Source organism: Ruegeria sp. CDSA089 (assembly GCF_059612205.1).
Window position 1 is genome coordinate 72,724 of the sequence record NZ_JBXWQD010000008.1, and the last position, 18,423, is coordinate 91,146.

Genomic DNA, 18,423 nt, shown 5'->3' on the forward strand with positions numbered 1-18,423 from the left:
CTCACGGCAGTGCGACCTGCATCAGGATCTCGGCAATCACCTGATCGGCGCTGATCCCTTCGCCATGGGCCTCGTAGGTCAGCCCCAGCCGGTGCCGCAGCACATCTGGCGCAATGGCGCGGACATCCTCGGGGTCGACATAATCGCGCCCGCTCAGCCAGGCATGGGTGCGGCTGCATTTATCCAGCGCGATCGAGGCGCGCGGGCTTGCGCCGACCTCGATCCAGCGGCGCAGATCGTCGCCATAGGCCTCGGGCGTCCGGGTGGCCTGCACCAGATCGGCGAAATAGCGGTCGATAGCGTCCGAGACATGGATTCCGCCGATCTGGGACCGGGCGTCAAAGATCGCCTGTTGCGGGATTGGGGCGGGTTTTTCGCCTTTTGCTTTGCTCTGGGCGGCGATCTCTTCAGCGCGGACCAGCCGCACGACCTCAACCTCATCCTCGACCGGAGGGTAAGTGATGAGCACATGCATCAAAAACCGGTCCAATTGCGCCTCAGGCAGGGCATAGGTGCCTTCCTGCTCCACCGGGTTCTGGGTCGCCATGACCATGAACAATGGGGCCATCTTGTGCGTGGTCCCGCCCACCGTGACTTGCCGTTCCTCCATTGCCTCAAGCAAGGCGGCCTGCACCTTGGCAGGGGCACGGTTGATCTCGTCGGCCAGCACGATATTGGCAAAGATAGGCCCGGCCTCGAACCGGAATTCGCCGCCCTTTTCGGTCTGGTAGTAGACATCCGTGCCAGTCACGTCCGAGGGCAACAGATCGGGTGTGAACTGGATGCGACTGAAATCGCTTTCCAGGTTCTTCGCCATCGCCTTGATCGCGCGGGTCTTGGCAAGCCCCGGCAAACCTTCGACCAGCAGATTGCCATTGGCCAGCAAACCAATCAACAGGCGCTCGATGACGTCGCGCTGACCAATTATGGCCTGACCCATGCGTTCGCGCAGGGCGTCGATATGCGCGCGGGGGTTGGGAGTGTCGCTCATTCCGGCCATACCTTCGCCCAATCCTCTTTCATGTCGATGATCACCCATCCACGTGCGTCGGCCTCATCCAATCCGCGGACCAGCCTACCGATGTGGCTGTCGCGGTCGTAGGCGTATTCGCGGTCGGCATCGGTGTGATGAACGATCACGCCTAGGGCAGGTCTTTCGCCAGCGGTGGCATATTCCAGCATTTGGAAATCACCGTCCGAGTTGCCACCCACAAAGATCGGACGCTGCCCGATATGCGAGTCGATCCCAACAGGCTTGCCTGCCTTGTCATCCACAAAAGCAATTCCGGGGCCCTTGATAATTTTGGGCACACCTTCAACTACCTCATAGCTGGTCGGCGTGACCGAGCCTACGATCCGGTTGATCGGGATTCCGTAGGTTTCGCTGGCAAAGGCGCGCATGAAGTGGATGCCGCCACCCGACACGATCCACGTCTGAAACCCTTCGGCCTCGAGGTAATCCAGCAGTTCCAGCATGGGCGCATAGATCATCTCGTTGTATGGCCGGTTCGTGTCCGGGTGTCGGGCGGTGGCGATCCAGTCTGCGACATCGGCCTGAAACGCATCGACGGATATATCCGAATGCGAGACGTTCAGGATTTCCATTAAACCAGCCTCTCCCCGGTCGGCGACGGCGGCCATATCGCCTGCAGCGGCAGCCTTTAGGACATCCGAGGTCAGGATCGACGGGTCCGCCTCAGCCTTTTCCTTCAGGCGGTCGAGTGCGTAGATAAGCTGAAAATAAACCGGCTGTTCACCCCAGAGCGTGCCGTCATTGTCAAAGGTCGCAATGCGGGCCTCTTCGGGGACGAAATCGGAAGAGCTCGGATCGCTCACCCGTTCGACAAAGTCGATAATGGCGGCTTTGGTGGCGGTGTCGTTCCACGACTCCAGCGGATCGGCCAGCGCGGGAAAAGAACCAAACGGCAAGGCAGCCACGGCAAAAACATAGCGTTTCATGAGAAATCTCTTTTGGTGCGAAAATGGCGCGGCATCGCTCCGCGCCATGAAGTTTTGTCCGGTCTAAGCCGTTACTGACTGCCGGCTGTTTGCAGGCTTCTCAGGACCTGATCAATTGAGAAGCTGGCCGGTTCCTGACGTGGCGGGTAGTCCTGAAACGTGCCAAGGAACTGCGCCACAATGGCCTGCGCGGGTACCAGCAGATAGGTCCGGTCCAGACGCCAGCGGGAATAGCCGATGGATTCGTCCTGCGCCCGCTCGAACGGGTCGGAATACAGGTCGATGATCTTGGGTAGACGCAAGAAAGTCAGCGGTTCCTGCCAGACGTCGAACCCATGGGCGCGCTGTTCGGCAAAGACCACTTTCCAGCGGTTGTAACGCAGGTTCACCAGATCGCCGCCATCCGAGAAATAGATGAACTCGCGCCGCGGGCCGACCTCAGTTTCCCCTCGGAAATACGGCATGAAGTCATAGCCATCCAGATGGACGGGCTCGTTTTCTTCGCCAAAGGGGGCCTCGGTGAGCATGCGCTCCTTCATGTCAGGATCGCCCAGCGCGGACATGAAGGTCGGGAACCAGTCCAAATGGCTGATGATCTGGTTTGACTTGCGACCGGGCTCAATAACGCCGGGCCATTTGATCATCATTGGAACGCGATAACCGCCTTCCCAGTTGTCGTTCTTTTCACCTCGGAACGGCGTAGTGCCACCATCGGGCCACGAGAACACCTCGGCCCCGTTGTCGGTTGAATACATTACGACGGTGTTGTCGGCGATGCCAAGCTCATCCAGCTTGTCCAGCATCTGGCCGACCATGCCGTCATGTTCGACCATGCCATCAGGATAGACGCCCAGCCCGGTCACGCCCTGACTTTCTTCCTTGAGATGCGTGTGGATATGCATCCGCGTGGTGTTGTACCACAGGAAGAACGGCTTACCCTGATCATGGGCGCGCTGCATGAAGTCCAGTGCCCCGGCTGTGACTTCCTCATCTATGGTCTCCATCCGTTTGCGGGTCAGCGGGCCGGTATCCTCGACCGAACCGTCCGCTGATGACCGGATCACACCGCGCGGGCCGAACTGTTCGCGGAAGGCCGGATCTTTGGGATAATCCTCGTTTTCAGGCTCTTCTTCGGCGTTCAGGTGATAGAGGTTGCCGAAGAACTCATCAAATCCGTGGTTGGTGGGCAGGTGTTCGTCCAGATCACCCAGATGGTTCTTGCCATATTGCCCGGTCATATACCCCTTGGAGCGCATGTATTCGGCAATGCTGGGATCTTTCGGCGACATGCCTTCCTTGGCCCCCGGCAGACCCACTTTCAGCAGACCTGTGCGAAACCCTGACTGACCCGTGACGAAGGCCGCACGCCCTGCGGTACAGGACTGTTCCCCGTAGCTGTGCGTGAACAACATCCCTTCATTGGCAATCCGGTCGATATTGGGGGTTTCATACCCCATCATGCCCTGATTATAGGCGCTGATGTTCCAATACCCGATATCGTCGCCCCAGATGACCAGGAAATTCGGTGTGTCGTTCGCGCCCTGGGCCAACACCGGCGCGCCCAGAGCGGCCAGCGCCAGAACCCCACCGCTGAGCGGACGGGCGGCCCGTTTGACTAATTGTCGGAATAAAAGCAATGTTTGTCTCCCTGAACTCGAAATAACCGGGGGTAGTGCCTTCGGCTTGTGGACATGGATACGATGTCACGCCCCCCGGCTGCCCAAGACGCCTCGGGCTGTGTGATGACAACTTACATCCTGTCCACGCGTATCAAGTGATAGCACATTTCACTTGTCATTTCACGCCAGAGCCGTGCAAAAATTTATATACCTCAATAATTTGCTCCGTCTCCAAAGTAATACATAGATAAAATCAGCATTAACGATGTCAAAACTAAAAACCGCCACCACGACCGCAGCCGGGATGGGACATTTGCCGGACCGGCTGCAAAGCTGCGCCGGACCGGCAGCGGTTGAGCGAGTCTTTGAACGAGCCAACATTCCGATTGATGTGCTGAACGATCGGTTTGTGCGAATCCCGCTATCGGCAATGGTCGGTGTTTTTGCCGAGGCTGAACGCGTGTCGGGCCACCCGTTTTTCGGATTGCATGTCGGGCTTGGCATGTCCGGGGCGGAAATTGGTCCGTGGTTCGAATTTGCCGGTCAGGCCCCTACGTTGCGTCAAGGGATTCATCGTCTTGCGCGGGCCATGCCCCTGTTCCAGAACGGCCCCCGCGTTTGGTTGGTTGAAATGCGCAGCGGCGGAATCATGCGCTATTTCGTCCCGCGCGGTGATGACGTCCCCATCTGCGCCCACAGCGACCACAACATCCCATTGATGCTGGGATTTGTCCGACGCTTCCTTGGTCCTAGCTGGCGACCGCGGTGGATCGAAATTGACTACCCCGACCGAGGCCAAGGGGATGAATTACGCGATTTGTTGCAGTGTCAGCCGCTTTACGGCCGCTCGGCGCTGTCCCTGCCGCTGACCGCTATTGAGTTGGATACGCCGCCATTGCAACACAGCATGGCTGAGGCGTCTATGTGCTGGGCGGATGTTCAGGCAAAAATGACAGCGCCCGGCAGCGACTTCATCATCGCGTTGGAGGCCTGCATCCTGCTGGATATGTTTGAAGGCACCCCTGAACTGGACTCCGTTGCACGTCGCATGAGCATGAGTAAACGCACTCTTCAGCGGCGCCTGACGCTTGAAGGGCAGTCCTTTCGAAAACTGCTGAGCAAGGTCCGTCATCGCCGCGCCTTAAGCTTGTTGCGCGATACGGATTTGGGCTTGACCGAGATCGCCCACAGGCTGGGGTATAGCGACATGGCCAACTTTACCCGAGCGTTCAAAACTTGGGTGGGATACGCGCCATCCATTGCCCCGCGCGCCAAGGCAACTACGGGCACCAATTCATAAACGACAATGGTCAGTCGGGGCAGTCGGCGCGGCTGATACAATTGATACAACATGCGACACAACCCGGACACTTGGACCACATAGCTTACCGCTATTGAACGGCAGATCGGCTCAGTGGCGGCCTGGTTGTGCATGCACCCGCAGGAGGATGGCGGGAAGTTGCCCTCTGATCCCATTTTGCCAGCTGGATTGGAGAGGAACGCTTCGTGATTTGGATTTCGCATAAGGCAAAGGACGGCGACACGCTGGCCTCCATCGTAAAGCAATATAAAATCAAGGATCAAAACGCGATCCTGAAATATTCCAAGAACAAGAAAGTCTCGGTGCGTCTGAAGAAAGGTGAAGCGCTCAAAAAAGGGGAAGTCGTCTGGGTTCTTAACCCGAAAACAAAGGCTTATGTGGTCTCGGACGGTAAGCGCAATGTTCTGCTGGATGAACGCGGTTACAAAGCTACGGTCAAAGAGGTCCATCGCGTAATGGACCGCGCGCTGGAACATCAGCGGATCAATTTCTACGCTGCCTGTGATCGTCACAATGCCCAGATCGAGATCAACAACCAACAGCGCTATGTCTACACGTTCATCAACGCGGTAAGCCGCGCCGAAGATCCGCGCCCCTACTACACCAAAGCAGCGGCGGCCTACAAAACATTGGCCAAAACCGTCAGCGGGCGCGACTACAAGGGGTTCAAGAAAGCCCTGGTCGCCTGCGACGCGGCTGTCGTGAATTACAACAATGCCGTCATCGCATGGGTTCATGGCCTGATTGATGCCACGGCGAAAAAGATCAAACAGGCGGGATATGTGCGAGCGGCGGGTGAATTCGCGACCTGCGCACTTATTCTGACCGCCTGCCCTCCGGCCGGGTTGGGCGCAGGGATCGTTCTGAACGCCACAGCCGCCACCGTTACAGGGTTGGCCTTTGACGGCTACGACGCCATTGGCCGTGAAATCGCAGGCGAAAAGCAGATGTCGACAAAAGAAATCAGCGAAAGAATGGTGAAGAATGCGATCACCGGGGCTGCTGCAGGGTTGATCGTGGGTGGGGTAGTCAAGCTTGCGCGCCCCCATATCACAACCAGTGCCCTTAGCCCGGCCTTTTTGAAAACGTGGTCGGAACGCGCGGCACCCAGACTCGTGCCCAAGGGCATAATCAACGCCGAATTGAAGATAGCGGCCAAGGTTCTAGAAAAACGCGGCGGGCAGCTTGGCCTTGAAGTCTATATCCGTTCGGTCGCGCCCGAGCGTCTGCTGCCTCTGGCATTGCGCCGTTTTGCAACCCAGCTTGGAACGTCAGCAATGCTGAAGGTTCTTAGCAAAATGGAACTTGAGAAACTGCTTCTGCCATGGCTCAAAAGCGGCCCCAAAGAGCTTATGGGCGAGGACAACGTCAAATTGGGCAAGGCTGCGGCGAAATTCTTAATGGACGCTGGCCTGGGTAGTTCGTTAATGGAAACCTTGCTCAAACGGAACATGGATAAGTTCCGCGAAATCCTGCGCGTGCTGATCATCAAGGAAATGGAAAAAGCGGAGAAAGCCGCGGCGTGATATTCGTACGTCCGTGACAAACCACTTAGGCTTGGCGACCAGCCCAAAGCGGGCTGGATGCATCACATCAGAACGGAAACGTAGTTTTCGACACTGGCTTTGTGCAGGCAATAGGCCAGCAACAGAAAGAAAACAGATGCAGGAACAGCTAGTTCCAGCCCTTTCCGAATGGACTTAGAAGAGCCGTCTCCGGTCGTTTTCAACCCCGGAATAGAAGACTTCCATTCGACCGGAAACAGCTCTGTCAGATATTTGTTCAGCTTAACCATGCTCAACTCTTTAACAACTACACCTGCAATTTACCGGGGGCCAAATTAACCCAATGTTAATCCGTGAACTTCCCCCGTTTTCGGCTGTTTTTTGATCCAAATCTGCGGATAATTTTTTGAAAACGGCTTGAATTGTTCCGCTTGGCGCGACGATCAGCACCTCAAACATTTCAAATTACCCTCAAATTCCCGCATGCACGATTCAATAAAACTGTCAGCGGGGATTTTTTAGATCGTCAAGCTGAGGCGGCCAGTGCATACTGACCGCCTCATTGGATTTTGCCTTAAACAATTGAGAATACGGAGTCTTCGTCGGTGCCATCCACGTATATCGTGAAGCTTGCCGGGCTTCCGTCTGCCACGTCACCGTCACCGGTCGGGTCGACGCCATCCAAGGCGTCTTCCCCTGCCGCCAAGGTAAAGTCCAAATCAAAGTCATCGACTTCGATTGTTGTCAGCGTCTGGAAGTTGTTGATCCGTAGCTTGTCGTTGTTGTCGACGCCATCAAACGCGAGGTAGAGCGTGTCATAGGTGCCACTGGGCAGAATCGCGACATCTTCGACCGTCTTGTCGGTTGTGGTCATCTGGGTCAGGTCAATCCGCCCGCTGTCGATCAAGACGGGTGGAACGACGCTGGTATCCCAAGCCTCCCAAACCAGATCCAGTGGATCATTGCCCTGTACGCCACCGCCATTGCCGGTCACGTCCAGCTCGAACCCTGTGGTTGTTGCCGAGTTGATGTTGGTGATCTCGATGACCTCGTTGATCTCGATATTCCCGTCGCCCATTCCAAAGCCACCGCCACTGTTCGGGTTCAAGCGATAGTCGCCATCGCCTGCTTCGGTATTGAAAGAGGCCCCCAGATTGTATGAGGTCTGGCCATTGGTCATACCTTCAACAACACTCCCGGAACCACCGTCGAACGTAAGATTGCCGAGGTTAGTAAAGATAAACTCATCTTGCGGCGCACCGGCGCTGACCGCGTCAAAATCGAGGTCCAGCAGGTCCGAGGGCGGATCAAGAAGCATGGTGAACTGGTAGGATCCGGTATTCGAACCAGCACTGTCGTTCAGTACCAGAGTGTACAGATCCTGATCATCCAGCGTTCCGCCGTCTATCGTCCCCGTGACGGTTTGTGTCATCGGATCATAGACCGAGTCGACATAAACCTCGCCGCCCGGCGCATCGGGATCGCTGTCGTACAACATGAAACGCGCGGGGACGGCTGTCACCGACAACGTCGCCTCATCGGCACCTTCAAAATAGTCGAACGTATCCGACGTGGTGTTGTTTGTGTCGGACGAGAATGAGACCGGGGCACCCACTGTGTTGCCTTCGACGTCATTGTCACTGGCTTCATCCGCAACCGGAGAATTGCCCAGATAGGGGCTGTCATCCTTGACGTCAATTGTCACTGTCAGCGCCTTGGAGCCTCCATTTCCGTCCAGCACATAGACGGTGAACATTTCCTGTTCGGTTACGCCGTCCGTGTCATGTTCGGCAGAGCCGGTCAGCGTATACGTCACCGTTCCGTCATTGTTGATCGCCAATGTCCCATAGAGCCCCGCGATCTCGTCGCCAGGGGTATAGTTCATCGCGGTTGATGTGCTGGACAGAAACGGCATGTCATTTGCGTCCGGGTCACTGATGTTCAGGTCAATCGTTTGGACAATGTCTGAATTGCTCCCCGAGTCCGGTATTGTGTTCGGTTCGGGCTGTGTTCCAGTGGACAAGCCACGTTCATAGACCGTCGCCGACCCGTTCGAACCGTTCGGGCCGTCATTCTGACCCTGAACCTCAATCGTGACCGTCGCAGAGTCCGAGGCGCCCTCTCCGTCATAGGCAATGTAGTCGAACTCGATATAGGCGGTTTCGCCAACGCCCAGGCTTTCAAACTCACCATTGGGGTCATAGTCGAAGGTGCCGTCTGCGTTGAAATCGACCAAAATACCGGTGTTGCCCGCAATGGGGTTGCCCATGTCATCCACGCGCGTCAGGGCGCTGCCGATATCTGTAGACAATTCAGCAGCAATCAACGGCGCGTCATCGACATCTGTGTCATTGCCCAACACAGTTGCCATACTGGTTTCACCCGCGTCTTCGCTGATGGTCCGTGTGTCGTCCACAGCGTCGGGCGCCTCATTGCCGGGCAAAACAGTGACGCGGACAACGCCCGTATCTTCACCGCCATTGCCATCGCTGACTGTGTATTCGAACGTATCGATGCCAAAGAAGCCTTCAGCAGCGGTGTAGACCAACTCGCCTGTGCCCGCATCCAGTTGAACTGTGCCACCGGTATCGGTCGTGATCATCAACCCGTCGCCCAGTGAATTGTCCGAGCCACCTGCCGGGCCGGCTTCATCCGCGATGTCTGCAATTCCGATGACTTCAAGGTTATCTTTGTCGGCTGTCGGCCAGATATCCACATCCGTGTCGTTGAACACGACATCAATACTGACATTGTCGGTCGTGTCCTGATCGAACTCGGCCGCATCATCGACCGCGTCCGGGTCATCGTTTTCGCCGACGATCATGACGCTGACCGTTGCCTCGTCCCCGTCCTGGCCGTCGTTGGCCTCGTAGGTGAAGGTGTCGTAGACGATGGCCCCTGCCCCCAACGAATCGAACCCGTTGGTCAGCGTGAAGTCACCATCGGCTGCGTCACTGAGCGTTGGGTCGGTGCCATCGGTGTCTATATACAAAACGCCATGATAGCGGGCGTCATAGGTGAAGGTTCCATTCGTCTTAAAGTCGAACAGCGGGTTCTGAGGATTGCCGGTGATACTGGCCGCCAGGCCATCCCCATCGGTATCCGTATCATTGTCCAGAACACTGTTGCTTGGATTAACCTTTAGAACATCGTCTTCGTTGACAGAGAATAAACCGATGTCGTCCATTGCATTAGGAATAGCCATTATTTTGCCCCCAAAATAAAAACAAAAGCAGTCTTGGCCGCACAAGCTGCCAAGCCGTACAGCGCGCAATTCGCCAAACTCGTGACGCGCAAATTTTGTGACTGTGCCGTTCAACATCTAACGCGATGTCAATAAACTCCAGTAAACGGCACCCTGTTGGCTCTTTAGGTCTAATTACCCAGCCTCGCCCCGAGAGTATCAAAAAATCCATTTCAATTCAAATGATTGCAAGCGCAGGTCGAGTTGACAGGCCTTGCAAATAACGCTTGCTCTATACGTTACAAACCATTCAGGGTTCGAATAGGCCCAATCCGAATACCAAGCCAAATTAGGCGCTTACCCCAAATTCCCTGTATCCGACCATCTGCAATTTCGCGGTGCTTCTCAATCTATCCCTGGTTTAGGACTGCCGAAGATATCGCCTAATTTTTGCCACAATTTTGCCCAATTTTTGCCGAATTTCTCGAATCGATAGCCTCAAATTGATTCGAAACATTACGCATTACTTTATGCCTTTCACACGTCGTGAAATGTCTAGTCAGTATTGCTGTATGCCGTGCCTATTTTTCGCGAATTCAATTCGGAATTCAGCCCCCATATCTGAAGGCTCAACCTTCAGCGTGGCCCGATAGCCTTCGAGGATCGCGGCAATGATCGCAAGACCCATTCCAGTGCCGCCTTCTTCGCGACGCGTTGTGAAGAAGGGCTCGGTTAGCCTGTCCGCGTCGTGTTGTGAAATCCCTTCACCGTTATCCAGAACCCGCAGGACACTATCAGAATAAGACAAGACCACCTCGGTAGCGCCGTGAGACTTCGCATTCTGAGCCATGTGCAGCAAAACAACCCTCCCGTGTTCCTCTGACAACGGCAGCATCAAGTTCTGACCCTCGGCAATTCGGATCTCCAGCCCGTCTACAGCGGGCAGCATGTCAGGCAACAGGCCCGGACCCGATTTCGGGGCTTGCCGCAATTTACTCAGCTCACGCAACTGGCCCAGCAGAGTGTTCATGCGCGCAGCTTCGGTCTGGATATTGTCCAGCAGCCCTGCGCGATCTTCCGGCGACAGGGCAGGTTCGGACAAAAGCTCAGCGGCTCCAGCGATCGAGGTGACTGGGGATTTCAGTTCATGCGTCACGTGATCGGTATAAATCGCAATCTCGCGCGAACGCGCCTGCAACGTATCGGCCATCGACAACATACTTTCACCAAGATCGGCCAGTTCCCGCATCCCGTAATGTGCAAGCGGGTCCGAGACAGGGGTATCCCCCGAAGCAACTCGGCGCGCCTCATCCCGCAGGCCCCGAACCGGACGGGACATCAGCCGGTGCAAAAGCCATCCGATCAATGCAGCACCGCTCAGCGTGAACAGCGCCATTATGATCAGCGCGTCTCGTTCGCGGTACAGAAATTTGCTGAGGTTCAGCGGCGTGCGGGACAGCAGCACAACCCCGATCACACGATTCTGTGCCAGAACGGGATAGGCCACGAACACCCGAAACCCCGTATCCCTACTGATCGAGGTCAGCGGATGGCGGTCAAATTCATCTGCACGCGCCCGCAACGCCGTGCCGACACGACCAGTCAATGCTTGCTGCACTTCGGCCAAATCGGCGAAAGCACGCAACCCCGCCTCGCCGGTGCCCTGCCCCTGATGGTCCAGAAAAATCACCCCGGCCAGTGTGCTCTTGCCCGCAGACCGGGCCAGATCGGCCATGCCCGGCAAAACTGTTTCATGACGCGGATCGGATATCGCCCCGACCTTTGGTCCCTCCGGCAGTGGCGGAAGAACCCGGTCGCGGCGCACGTTTATCTGGGCCCGGATGGGGCGGACCTCGGCGGCCCAAAACTCTTGCATTTCGGGCGCAAGTTCAGGGCCGATCTCGGGTCCGTCCATGGCCTGAAAGCGGGTGCGATAAATCTCGGCGTAGACTGCAGCCTGTTTCAGCAGCACCTGTTCGGTTTCCCGCACAAACTGGTTCGAGGTTAGCTGCACCGTCATCATGGCCGCCAGCGGAATTGAGACCAAAGCCACACAAACCAGCGCGACGACAAACGCCATCGACGGGCGCCATTTTCGGCGGATCGTGCCTATCTGTCGCACGTACATGCGCCCAGCTTGATACCGACGCCGTGGACCGTCTGGATGATATCTGCGCACCCGGCCTGAGACGCTTTGGCCCGAATGTTACGCACGTGGCTATCAATCGTGCGCCCGGACAATTGCGTGCCTGTCCCATACAGTTTTTGGGCCAACGCATTTCGGTCATGCACCTGATCGGGACGCTCGGCCAGAGAATACAGCAACTGAAACTCGGTCGCCGTCAGATCGACCGGCGTGGTCTCGATGCGGCAGGTGTGACCGGCCATGTCCAGCTCCAACCCGCCCGTGCGCAAAGGGCGCGAGGCCGAGCGGCGGCCACGGGACAGAATGGCCTTGATCCGCAGCACCAGTTCACGCGGGCTGAAGGGTTTGGCGACAAAATCATCGGCACCCAGTTGAAAACCCAGAACCCGGTCGATTTCGTCATCCTGCGCGGTCAGGAACAGGATCGGCAGGTCCGATCGCGCCCGAATGGCCTTGCAGCATTCAAACCCATCCATCTGAGGCATCCCGATATCCAGCAGCACCAGATCGATCGGCTCACGTCCGACATGGGTCAGCGCAGCCTGCCCGTTCGCGGCTTCGGTTGTGCGCATACCCGCCCCTTTCAGGGCAATGCGGATCACATCGCGGATCTTGGGATCATCATCAACAATCAGGATATGCGCTTCCATAAGAAGGTTCTGACAAGCGATCCAGGCGATGTCCATATCAACCTGCATGATCAGCGACCTCATACCCGTCGCGCCCGCCGAGGACGCAGACCCAATACGGTCATAGCTACGACCATGACCAGACCCAGAATCGCCTGTGGCTCGGGCGAGGATGATCCGGCGAAGCCCTGCGACGGATAGGCCGCGGCCGTCACACCGGACACCATCGGCAGGGGCACATCAGCTTCGACAGCCTCTTGCCCGCTGTCATTGACGATTTGCTGCGACACGGCCACGAATGAGGTGTTCCGGGTTTGCAGCGAATAGGCCAGCCCAAGACGCGTGATCTCGGCCTCGGCCTGCCCGGCGCGATCCCCGACCGCGATCTGTCGTTCCAGCACGCCGATCCGGTCGCGGGCCCAGATCAGCGGCAGTGCGGCATCGCCCTCGGCTTCGGTCAGTGACAGCTTGACCGGCATCTGCGCGGGGCGCCCCTGCACGAGGCCTTTCAGTGTGATTTCTCCGTCAAAAGCACCGTCGTAGCGCGCCATCATGCGTAGGCCGTTGCCCGCAAACAGATCGGGCAGACGTGCTGGCGTAACATCCCGTACATCCAATCCGCCCCAGTCGATCTGCAAGTCGGTCAGCAGAGGAGACTTGAGGTTTGCAGCCAGGGTCTCTGCCACCTCAAGCGCGTCTTCGTCCAGCGCGACATAGCGGGAATAGCCGCGCCCCTCTTCCGCCATGGCGTCCAGAAGATAGCGGTTCACGGCGTTGCCCACCCCGAACGCATAGATTCGGGCTGGACCGATCTGATCGCGAATGGTTTTCAGGACTCGCGCTTCATTGCCGATATAGCCGTCGGACAGAAAGACCACGATGCGGATCGCGCCCTCGGGCGCGTCGGTCGCAAAGGCAGCGCGAACCGCATTGTCGATCTCGGTCCCGCCCCCCGCAGACAAGCTGCGCACAAAGGTGCGCCCCTTGCGGATATTCGACCGGGTTGCCGGGGTCGATGTGTTCGAAAAATGCCGCGCCGTGTTGGAAAACGGGATGATGCGGAAATGATCCCCCTCCCGCAGCCCTTGCAAGGCAGCATCCATGAAGCGTTTACTGGCCTTCATCGGCTCCCCGCCCATCGAGCCGGAGGTGTCCAGCACAAAGATCAATTCGCGCGGGGTTGCTGTGGCCTCGTCCGGGACCGCCGGGGGTTCGATTAAAACCGACAGGAAGCCACCGCGCTCGTCATGATGGGAAAGGGTTGCCGCCTGCAACTCCGCCCCACCCAGCGTATAGCGCAGCACCAGATCGCGGTTGTCCATGACTTTGCCATCGGCAAACCGGGCCTTCAGGCTGTCTTGGTCCTGAGCAATCTGCAGCGGGTGGGTCGGGCTGTGAAACCCCGACAGCTCAACCCCGGCGGTCAGAGAGACATTCAGCGCGACCCGCTCGGACGTCACAGTATCGGGCAGGTCCAGCCCCGCGACCGGAGGATAGGAGGGGACCGGACTGACGGACCACGTGGCATTTTCCAGCGGAATGTCCTCGGCACTGGCCAGCTCAGGCCGAGGGTTATCCTGCGGGCTTTGATAGCGCGGGCCGACGATCAGAGGGATCACCATCTCATGCTGGCCGTCGATCTTGGGCACCATCTGGACATAGCGCAACGTTACCTCGACCGGACGCCCCGGCATCAGGTTGGCAATCCTCTGCGTGAACATGTTGGGGCGGTGCTGGGTCAACAGCGCAGCGGCCTTGCCCTCAGACGCGGCCTGATCAAACTCTGCCTCGGCCTGTGCTTTTTCACGGATCACGGCGCGTACTAACTCATCGCCCACGCGCATCTCCATCCCGTAAACGGCGGCTTTTTGGTTCAGGGGGAACAGGTATTCAGCCTCGACCGGAACCATCGCTGGGTTCTGGAACGTCTGCCGCAGTTCAACTGTCGCCATATCGCCCTGAATGGTGACATGCAGGGCGCTGTCCAGCAGGGGCAGATCGAAAACCCGGTCGCCAGCATGGGCGACAACGCGCCCGGCCACGTCGGCGGGGTCGGGTTTGGCCGCCGCCACCATCGGCCAGACAAGTAGGATCATCACAGGGAAAAGGGCACGCATTTGGATCTCCTGAGCAAGGGTTACAAATCAAGGGCGGCTAGAACCGCAGCCTCATAGGCGGCGCGGTCCAGATCTGACATGGAATTCGGGGTAATGCGCTGGATCGAGCGCCATTCGCGGGATGAGCCGTTCAGCCAGCTCCAGACGGCTTCGCCCACGCCAGCGGTGCGCTGACCATCGCCCGAGACAAAGCTGACCGCGACCGTCCAGACCTGCCCGTCCGGGCCCGTTGCTTCGTAAACCGAGCTGGGCAGCGGATCGAACCGGGTGCCCAGAAACCGCACTTGGTAGCCCATACCAAGCAGGCAGGTGGCCGGCGAATGTAGGTGGCGAAGTGGGGATGTGGTACGCACCACATTAACCCCCATGGGGCCGAACTGTATTTTGCGCGCCGTGCCGCCATAGGTGGCGAAGTAGGCGCGTTCAACGTCAGAGAGTGCGACCTCTTGCGCGGGATGCCCAAGCAATTGACCCGGCAGCTCGGTCGGGGGCACGGGTGCCGATTGATCGACGGGCGCGCGCGGCGCGCTGATGATTGCCAGAGACAGACCCAACGCCGATACAACCGCTGGGAAATGCAGGACGCGCGGCAAGGAAAACGTCGTGATCCGCGCAGGTCTGGGTCGGGCCGGTTGCGGACGGTACAGCAGCACAACCACCAAGGCGACCAGCGCCAGTGTCCCCAGCCCGATCAGGCTGTGCAACGTGGGGGCCATCGTGTCGATCCCTTGCGCCAAACCGGCCGCCAACAGGGTGATACGCAGGCCATTGCCCAGCACCGTTGCCGCTGCGATCAACAGACCTCCGCCCAGCGCGGGCAAAAACGCCGGACGGCAAAACGTATTCAAGCAGGCCCAAAGGCTGACAAGCTGCAACAGACCCACCGCGCCCGAGCAGGGCAGATCGACCAGAACATCCACGCCGCCCACACGCAGCCTGACACCTTCGCATATCAGGTCCGGAAAAAACGGCGACAGCATTGCGCACGCCACGTGGGCAGACATCACCTGCAACGGAAACCCTGCCACCCGCTCAAGGATCGGTCCAAGCGGCAGGCAGAACAGAAACAGCGCCGCCAACCACATGGGCGACAGCGCAATGCGTCGCTGATCCAGTCGCAGGAAAACGGCCAACGCAAAGACATCCAACGCCAGAGCCAATGCGCTGAGGATATTGATGGCCAGCACCTGCCCCCCCAAGCGAACGCAGGCCGCACCCAGGAAGACGGCAAAGACCCGCCCGCGCCGGTCCGGCCCCTGCGGGCGAGAACTTGTCAGAGACAGAAGCACCAGACCGGCCAGCAGCAGGCCGTACAGCGCGCCATAGGATTGGTAAGACGGATCGCGCCAGCTTTGGATCAGCCACAGGACGGGCTCGATCGCCAATACGGCGGATGCAAGGGCCAACCCGGCCCACAGTAGGTAAGATCGGTTATGTTCCATACCGCCTTGTCACACCTTGATGTGCAAACCAGCGGCGGATGTTGTGCAGGATTTGTGCAGATCAGGCGGGGGTGCCGCCTTGGGTCATGACTAGGCCCGACGCGGGGCGCCAACCCAAACAGGAACTGTTTGATCGACCGCTGTAGCTGCCCGCATGGATTGAACCGCCAAGGTGGCCCAGCTACGCAGTTGCAACAAGACCATTGCACCTCCGATCACAATGGTCGCGCCGATCAGGGGTGAGGCTGCAACCTCGTAACTTTGCGTGCCAGCCACCCAAACGGCGAAACCCAGACGCGTTACTGCGACAGCATCTGTCACGCGGGCCAGTTTGGGCAGAAAATACGTGGAAAGGGCCGTGGCCAGCACGATCATCGCCATATATAGCAGCCCGGTGAACACCGGCAGGGGCATCCCGAAACGTGTCACCTCGATATGGGAGTACAGGACATATCCGGCAGCAAACGCCAGAAACGCAATCGCGTAGAGTCGCCTTTTCTGGCTGTCGATATGTCCAATGATGCGCTTCACAGCAAAGACCCCCTGAACCTTCATGAAGATCTTTGTGCGCCCTGATTTTGCGGATCATCTGACCTAATAAGGGCGGAAATTTGGCTTTATGCCGCGAACCCTGCGAAACCGCTAATAGGATGCCGAGATCATGTCCGCGTAGTTGTCTGCCAGCATTCGCGCATCGGTGCGGTCGAATTTCACCGTCGGCAGGGCTTGCATATCAATCAGCGCCGCGTTGTCGAACAGTTTGGCCAGATCGACATCAAGATTTATCTGCGTCTCCCCTGCCCGCGTCATGTCTGCCGGAACCAGCACCGAGACCTCGCGGGCGTTCTCGGAAAACCCAACATGATAAACCAGCGGAGAAATGGCTCCATCCACATCCAATGCACCCTCGAAGAGAACGAATTTATACCCAACTTCCCAGTTCCACGCCATCTGGCTGTTGGGGTCCAGATCGCCCCGCGCAAGGATCGACCCGTTGGCGTCCGGGTCCACGCCGATCAAAAAGCGCAGTCCCTCGATCCGGCGCAGTGGCACATCGGACAGAGTGATCACATAAGATCTGTCCGCATTGTCGAACCGGGCAAGGTAATAGCTGTCGGGCTCCACGAACTCTTCATCGCCCGAGGTCAAAACCAGATTACTGAGGTAAAACCGAAAATCTCGTACCCGAAACGCGCCGGGTCCAGCGGGGTTGTCATACATGAACTGGTCGAAGGTCAGCGGGGCCCCGTCCATGGTCGCCCGCAGCGTGACGGTGACATCGGTCGTGCGTTTGGGGCCTGGGACGAACACAATCCATCCGATGGCAAGCAACACCAACAGACCGAAACCGGACATGGCTTGCAGGCGGGACATCATGAGCCTCCTTCAAACGGATTGGAAAAGGCAGGGTCGGTCAAAAAAACTTCGTCGGTCAGCGTATGTAGAAAAGCAATGATTGCGTCGATTTCCTCGGGTGTCATGCGCAGGCCCACCGTATCCGACGGGGTGTCAGGGGCGTTATCGGCTTCAAGGATCAACGGGCTGAGCGTGTCGCTGACGACAATGCCGTCATTATAGTGATTCATGACATCTCGCAGCGTCTCGAACCGGCCGTCATGCATATAAGGAGCGGTCACGGCAATATTGCGCAGGGTTGGAACCTTGAAGAACCCTTTGTGAGCAGGGTTTCCCGTGACCGCCATCAAACCAGGTGCCAGCGTGTCCTCTGGGTCGAGCCCATTGTTCGAGAACCCGTCCAGCGCGTCCCGAAACCCCGAGGTCAGGAACTGACTGTGGCAATCAATGCAATTCCCGCCGCGCAGGGACACTTTGGTGTCGGGATGGGCCATGAACAATTTGCGCCCATGTTCTTCTTGCGCGCTCAGCCGCACCTCACCGCGCAGGTATTTGTCGTATTTGGAATTGTCCGAGATCAGCATCCGCATGAAACTGGCCAACGCCCGGGCGATGTTGTCGGCGCTGACTTCGCCATAGGCGCGGCGAAACATGCGACGATAGCTAGACGAGCTGGACAGCTCTGCAACCAGCACGTCGATATCCTGCCCCATCTCTTCGGGGTGCTGGATCGGCATCAGCGCCTGCTCTTCAAGCGAGGTCGCACGGCCATCCCAAAAGAACCTCTCCTGCCCCCAAAGCAGATTGACCAGGCTCATGGCGCTGAACTCCAGCTCACCGCCCGATAAGGCCGGAGATCGGGCACGCCCGTCGGTGAAAGCCATCGCCTGAATGTGGCAAGTGGCGCAGGACACTTCGTTGTTCGCGGATAGAATAGGGTCGTAGAACAGGTGCCGCCCCAAGGCGAAACCTTCCTGAGTCAGCGGGTTATCAGGCGGCACGGCAAACCGCCCGAACACAAACGGCGCCGAGAAGTCGGCGATGGGCGTCGCCACCGGATCGCGGATGAAGTCCCGGATCAGCCACCCCGCCGCGACCAGAATCGCAGCGGCGGCCAGCAGAACGATCACCCGAGGCATGGGCCA

The 18,423-nt window shown here is 58.1% G+C and carries 14 protein-coding genes; 2 read left to right on the top strand and 12 right to left on the bottom strand.

Going from position 1 to position 18,423, the window contains the following annotated elements; genetic code table 11:
- Position 1 precedes the first annotated feature (1 nt).
- The 3 genes from AC2FJ6_RS17655 to AC2FJ6_RS17665 form a co-directional block, all read right to left on the bottom strand.
- Positions 2-1,000 (bottom strand): AAA family ATPase, encoded by a 999-nt coding sequence (locus AC2FJ6_RS17655; RefSeq protein ID WP_480877952.1) that lies wholly within the window; start codon positions 998-1,000, stop codon positions 2-4.
- The gene (locus tag AC2FJ6_RS17660) at positions 988-1,959 is read right to left on the bottom strand and encodes an HAD family hydrolase (protein WP_170775068.1); all 972 of its coding nucleotides are present in this window, start codon (positions 1,957-1,959) and stop codon (positions 988-990) included. The genes AC2FJ6_RS17655 and AC2FJ6_RS17660 overlap by 13 nt, the downstream gene beginning before the upstream one ends.
- Positions 1,960-2,030: 71 nt before the next feature.
- Positions 2,031-3,596 (bottom strand): arylsulfatase, encoded by a 1,566-nt coding sequence (locus tag AC2FJ6_RS17665; protein ID WP_174819508.1) that lies wholly within the window; start codon positions 3,594-3,596, stop codon positions 2,031-2,033.
- 247 nt (positions 3,597-3,843) lie between these two features.
- Between AC2FJ6_RS17665 and AC2FJ6_RS17670 the strand changes: the two genes are divergently transcribed.
- Positions 3,844-4,878, top strand: coding sequence for a helix-turn-helix transcriptional regulator (locus tag AC2FJ6_RS17670; RefSeq protein ID WP_170775070.1), 1,035 nt, complete (start codon positions 3,844-3,846; stop codon positions 4,876-4,878).
- A gap of 206 nt (positions 4,879-5,084) precedes the next feature.
- Positions 5,085-6,425, top strand: a complete 1,341-nt coding sequence (locus AC2FJ6_RS17675; protein WP_496669625.1) for a hypothetical protein — start codon at positions 5,085-5,087, stop codon at positions 6,423-6,425.
- A 62-nt stretch (positions 6,426-6,487) separates the two neighbouring features.
- On the opposite strand, the gene AC2FJ6_RS17680 is transcribed toward AC2FJ6_RS17675, so the two are convergent.
- The 9 genes from AC2FJ6_RS17680 to AC2FJ6_RS17720 all read right to left on the bottom strand — a co-directional run bounded on the left by AC2FJ6_RS17680 (position 6,488) and on the right by AC2FJ6_RS17720 (position 18,417).
- Positions 6,488-6,694 (bottom strand): hypothetical protein, encoded by a 207-nt coding sequence (locus tag AC2FJ6_RS17680; RefSeq protein WP_170775073.1) that lies wholly within the window; start codon positions 6,692-6,694, stop codon positions 6,488-6,490.
- A 284-nt stretch (positions 6,695-6,978) separates the two neighbouring features.
- Complete coding sequence (locus AC2FJ6_RS17685) at positions 6,979-9,609, bottom strand: cadherin-like domain-containing protein (RefSeq protein WP_170791473.1); 2,631 nt, start codon at positions 9,607-9,609, stop codon at positions 6,979-6,981.
- A 538-nt stretch (positions 9,610-10,147) separates the two neighbouring features.
- Positions 10,148-11,716, bottom strand: a complete 1,569-nt coding sequence (locus tag AC2FJ6_RS17690; protein ID WP_170775075.1) for a histidine kinase dimerization/phospho-acceptor domain-containing protein — start codon at positions 11,714-11,716, stop codon at positions 10,148-10,150.
- A complete protein-coding gene (locus AC2FJ6_RS17695) occupies positions 11,698-12,447 on the bottom strand; it encodes a response regulator transcription factor (protein ID WP_331252142.1) in 750 nt (249 codons plus the stop codon). Before AC2FJ6_RS17695 ends, AC2FJ6_RS17690 begins: the two co-directional genes overlap by 19 nt.
- The gene (locus AC2FJ6_RS17700) at positions 12,444-14,480 is read right to left on the bottom strand and encodes a VIT and vWA domain-containing protein (protein WP_170775076.1); all 2,037 of its coding nucleotides are present in this window, start codon (positions 14,478-14,480) and stop codon (positions 12,444-12,446) included. The genes AC2FJ6_RS17695 and AC2FJ6_RS17700 overlap by 4 nt, the downstream gene beginning before the upstream one ends.
- Before the next feature lie 20 nt (positions 14,481-14,500).
- Complete coding sequence (gene xrtT, locus AC2FJ6_RS17705) at positions 14,501-15,922, bottom strand: exosortase T (RefSeq protein ID WP_496669628.1); 1,422 nt, start codon at positions 15,920-15,922, stop codon at positions 14,501-14,503.
- 90 nt (positions 15,923-16,012) lie between these two features.
- Positions 16,013-16,453, bottom strand: a complete 441-nt coding sequence (locus AC2FJ6_RS17710) for a hypothetical protein (protein ID WP_170775081.1) — start codon at positions 16,451-16,453, stop codon at positions 16,013-16,015.
- Between the two features lie 111 nt (positions 16,454-16,564).
- Positions 16,565-17,296 carry an MbnP family protein gene (locus AC2FJ6_RS17715; RefSeq protein WP_170775083.1) on the bottom strand — a complete coding sequence of 244 codons (732 nt, stop codon included), beginning with the start codon at positions 17,294-17,296 and terminating at the stop codon, positions 16,565-16,567.
- Positions 17,296-18,417, bottom strand: a complete 1,122-nt coding sequence (locus AC2FJ6_RS17720; protein WP_496669630.1) for a cytochrome-c peroxidase — start codon at positions 18,415-18,417, stop codon at positions 17,296-17,298. Before AC2FJ6_RS17720 ends, AC2FJ6_RS17715 begins: the two co-directional genes overlap by 1 nt.
- Positions 18,418-18,423: the final 6 nt, after the last annotated feature.

What these genes read in the sequence shown, in the direction of transcription:
- AC2FJ6_RS17655 (WP_480877952.1), bottom strand. Translation starts at nt 1,000, where the DNA reads ATGGCCGGAATGAGCGACACTCCCAACCCCCGCGCGCATATCGACGCC.
- AC2FJ6_RS17660 (WP_170775068.1), bottom strand. Translation starts at nt 1,959, where the DNA reads ATGAAACGCTATGTTTTTGCCGTGGCTGCCTTGCCGTTTGGTTCTTTT.
- AC2FJ6_RS17670 (WP_170775070.1), top strand. Translation starts at nt 3,844, where the DNA reads ATGTCAAAACTAAAAACCGCCACCACGACCGCAGCCGGGATGGGACAT.
- AC2FJ6_RS17680 (WP_170775073.1), bottom strand. Translation starts at nt 6,694, where the DNA reads ATGGTTAAGCTGAACAAATATCTGACAGAGCTGTTTCCGGTCGAATGG.
- AC2FJ6_RS17685 (WP_170791473.1), bottom strand. Translation starts at nt 9,609, where the DNA reads ATGGCTATTCCTAATGCAATGGACGACATCGGTTTATTCTCTGTCAAC.
- AC2FJ6_RS17690 (WP_170775075.1), bottom strand. Translation starts at nt 11,716, where the DNA reads ATGTACGTGCGACAGATAGGCACGATCCGCCGAAAATGGCGCCCGTCG.
- AC2FJ6_RS17695 (WP_331252142.1), bottom strand. Translation starts at nt 12,447, where the DNA reads ATGAGGTCGCTGATCATGCAGGTTGATATGGACATCGCCTGGATCGCT.
- AC2FJ6_RS17700 (WP_170775076.1), bottom strand. Translation starts at nt 14,480, where the DNA reads ATGCGTGCCCTTTTCCCTGTGATGATCCTACTTGTCTGGCCGATGGTG.
- xrtT (WP_496669628.1), bottom strand. Translation starts at nt 15,922, where the DNA reads ATGGAACATAACCGATCTTACCTACTGTGGGCCGGGTTGGCCCTTGCA.
- AC2FJ6_RS17715 (WP_170775083.1), bottom strand. Translation starts at nt 17,296, where the DNA reads ATGTCCCGCCTGCAAGCCATGTCCGGTTTCGGTCTGTTGGTGTTGCTT.
- AC2FJ6_RS17720 (WP_496669630.1), bottom strand. Translation starts at nt 18,417, where the DNA reads ATGCCTCGGGTGATCGTTCTGCTGGCCGCCGCTGCGATTCTGGTCGCG.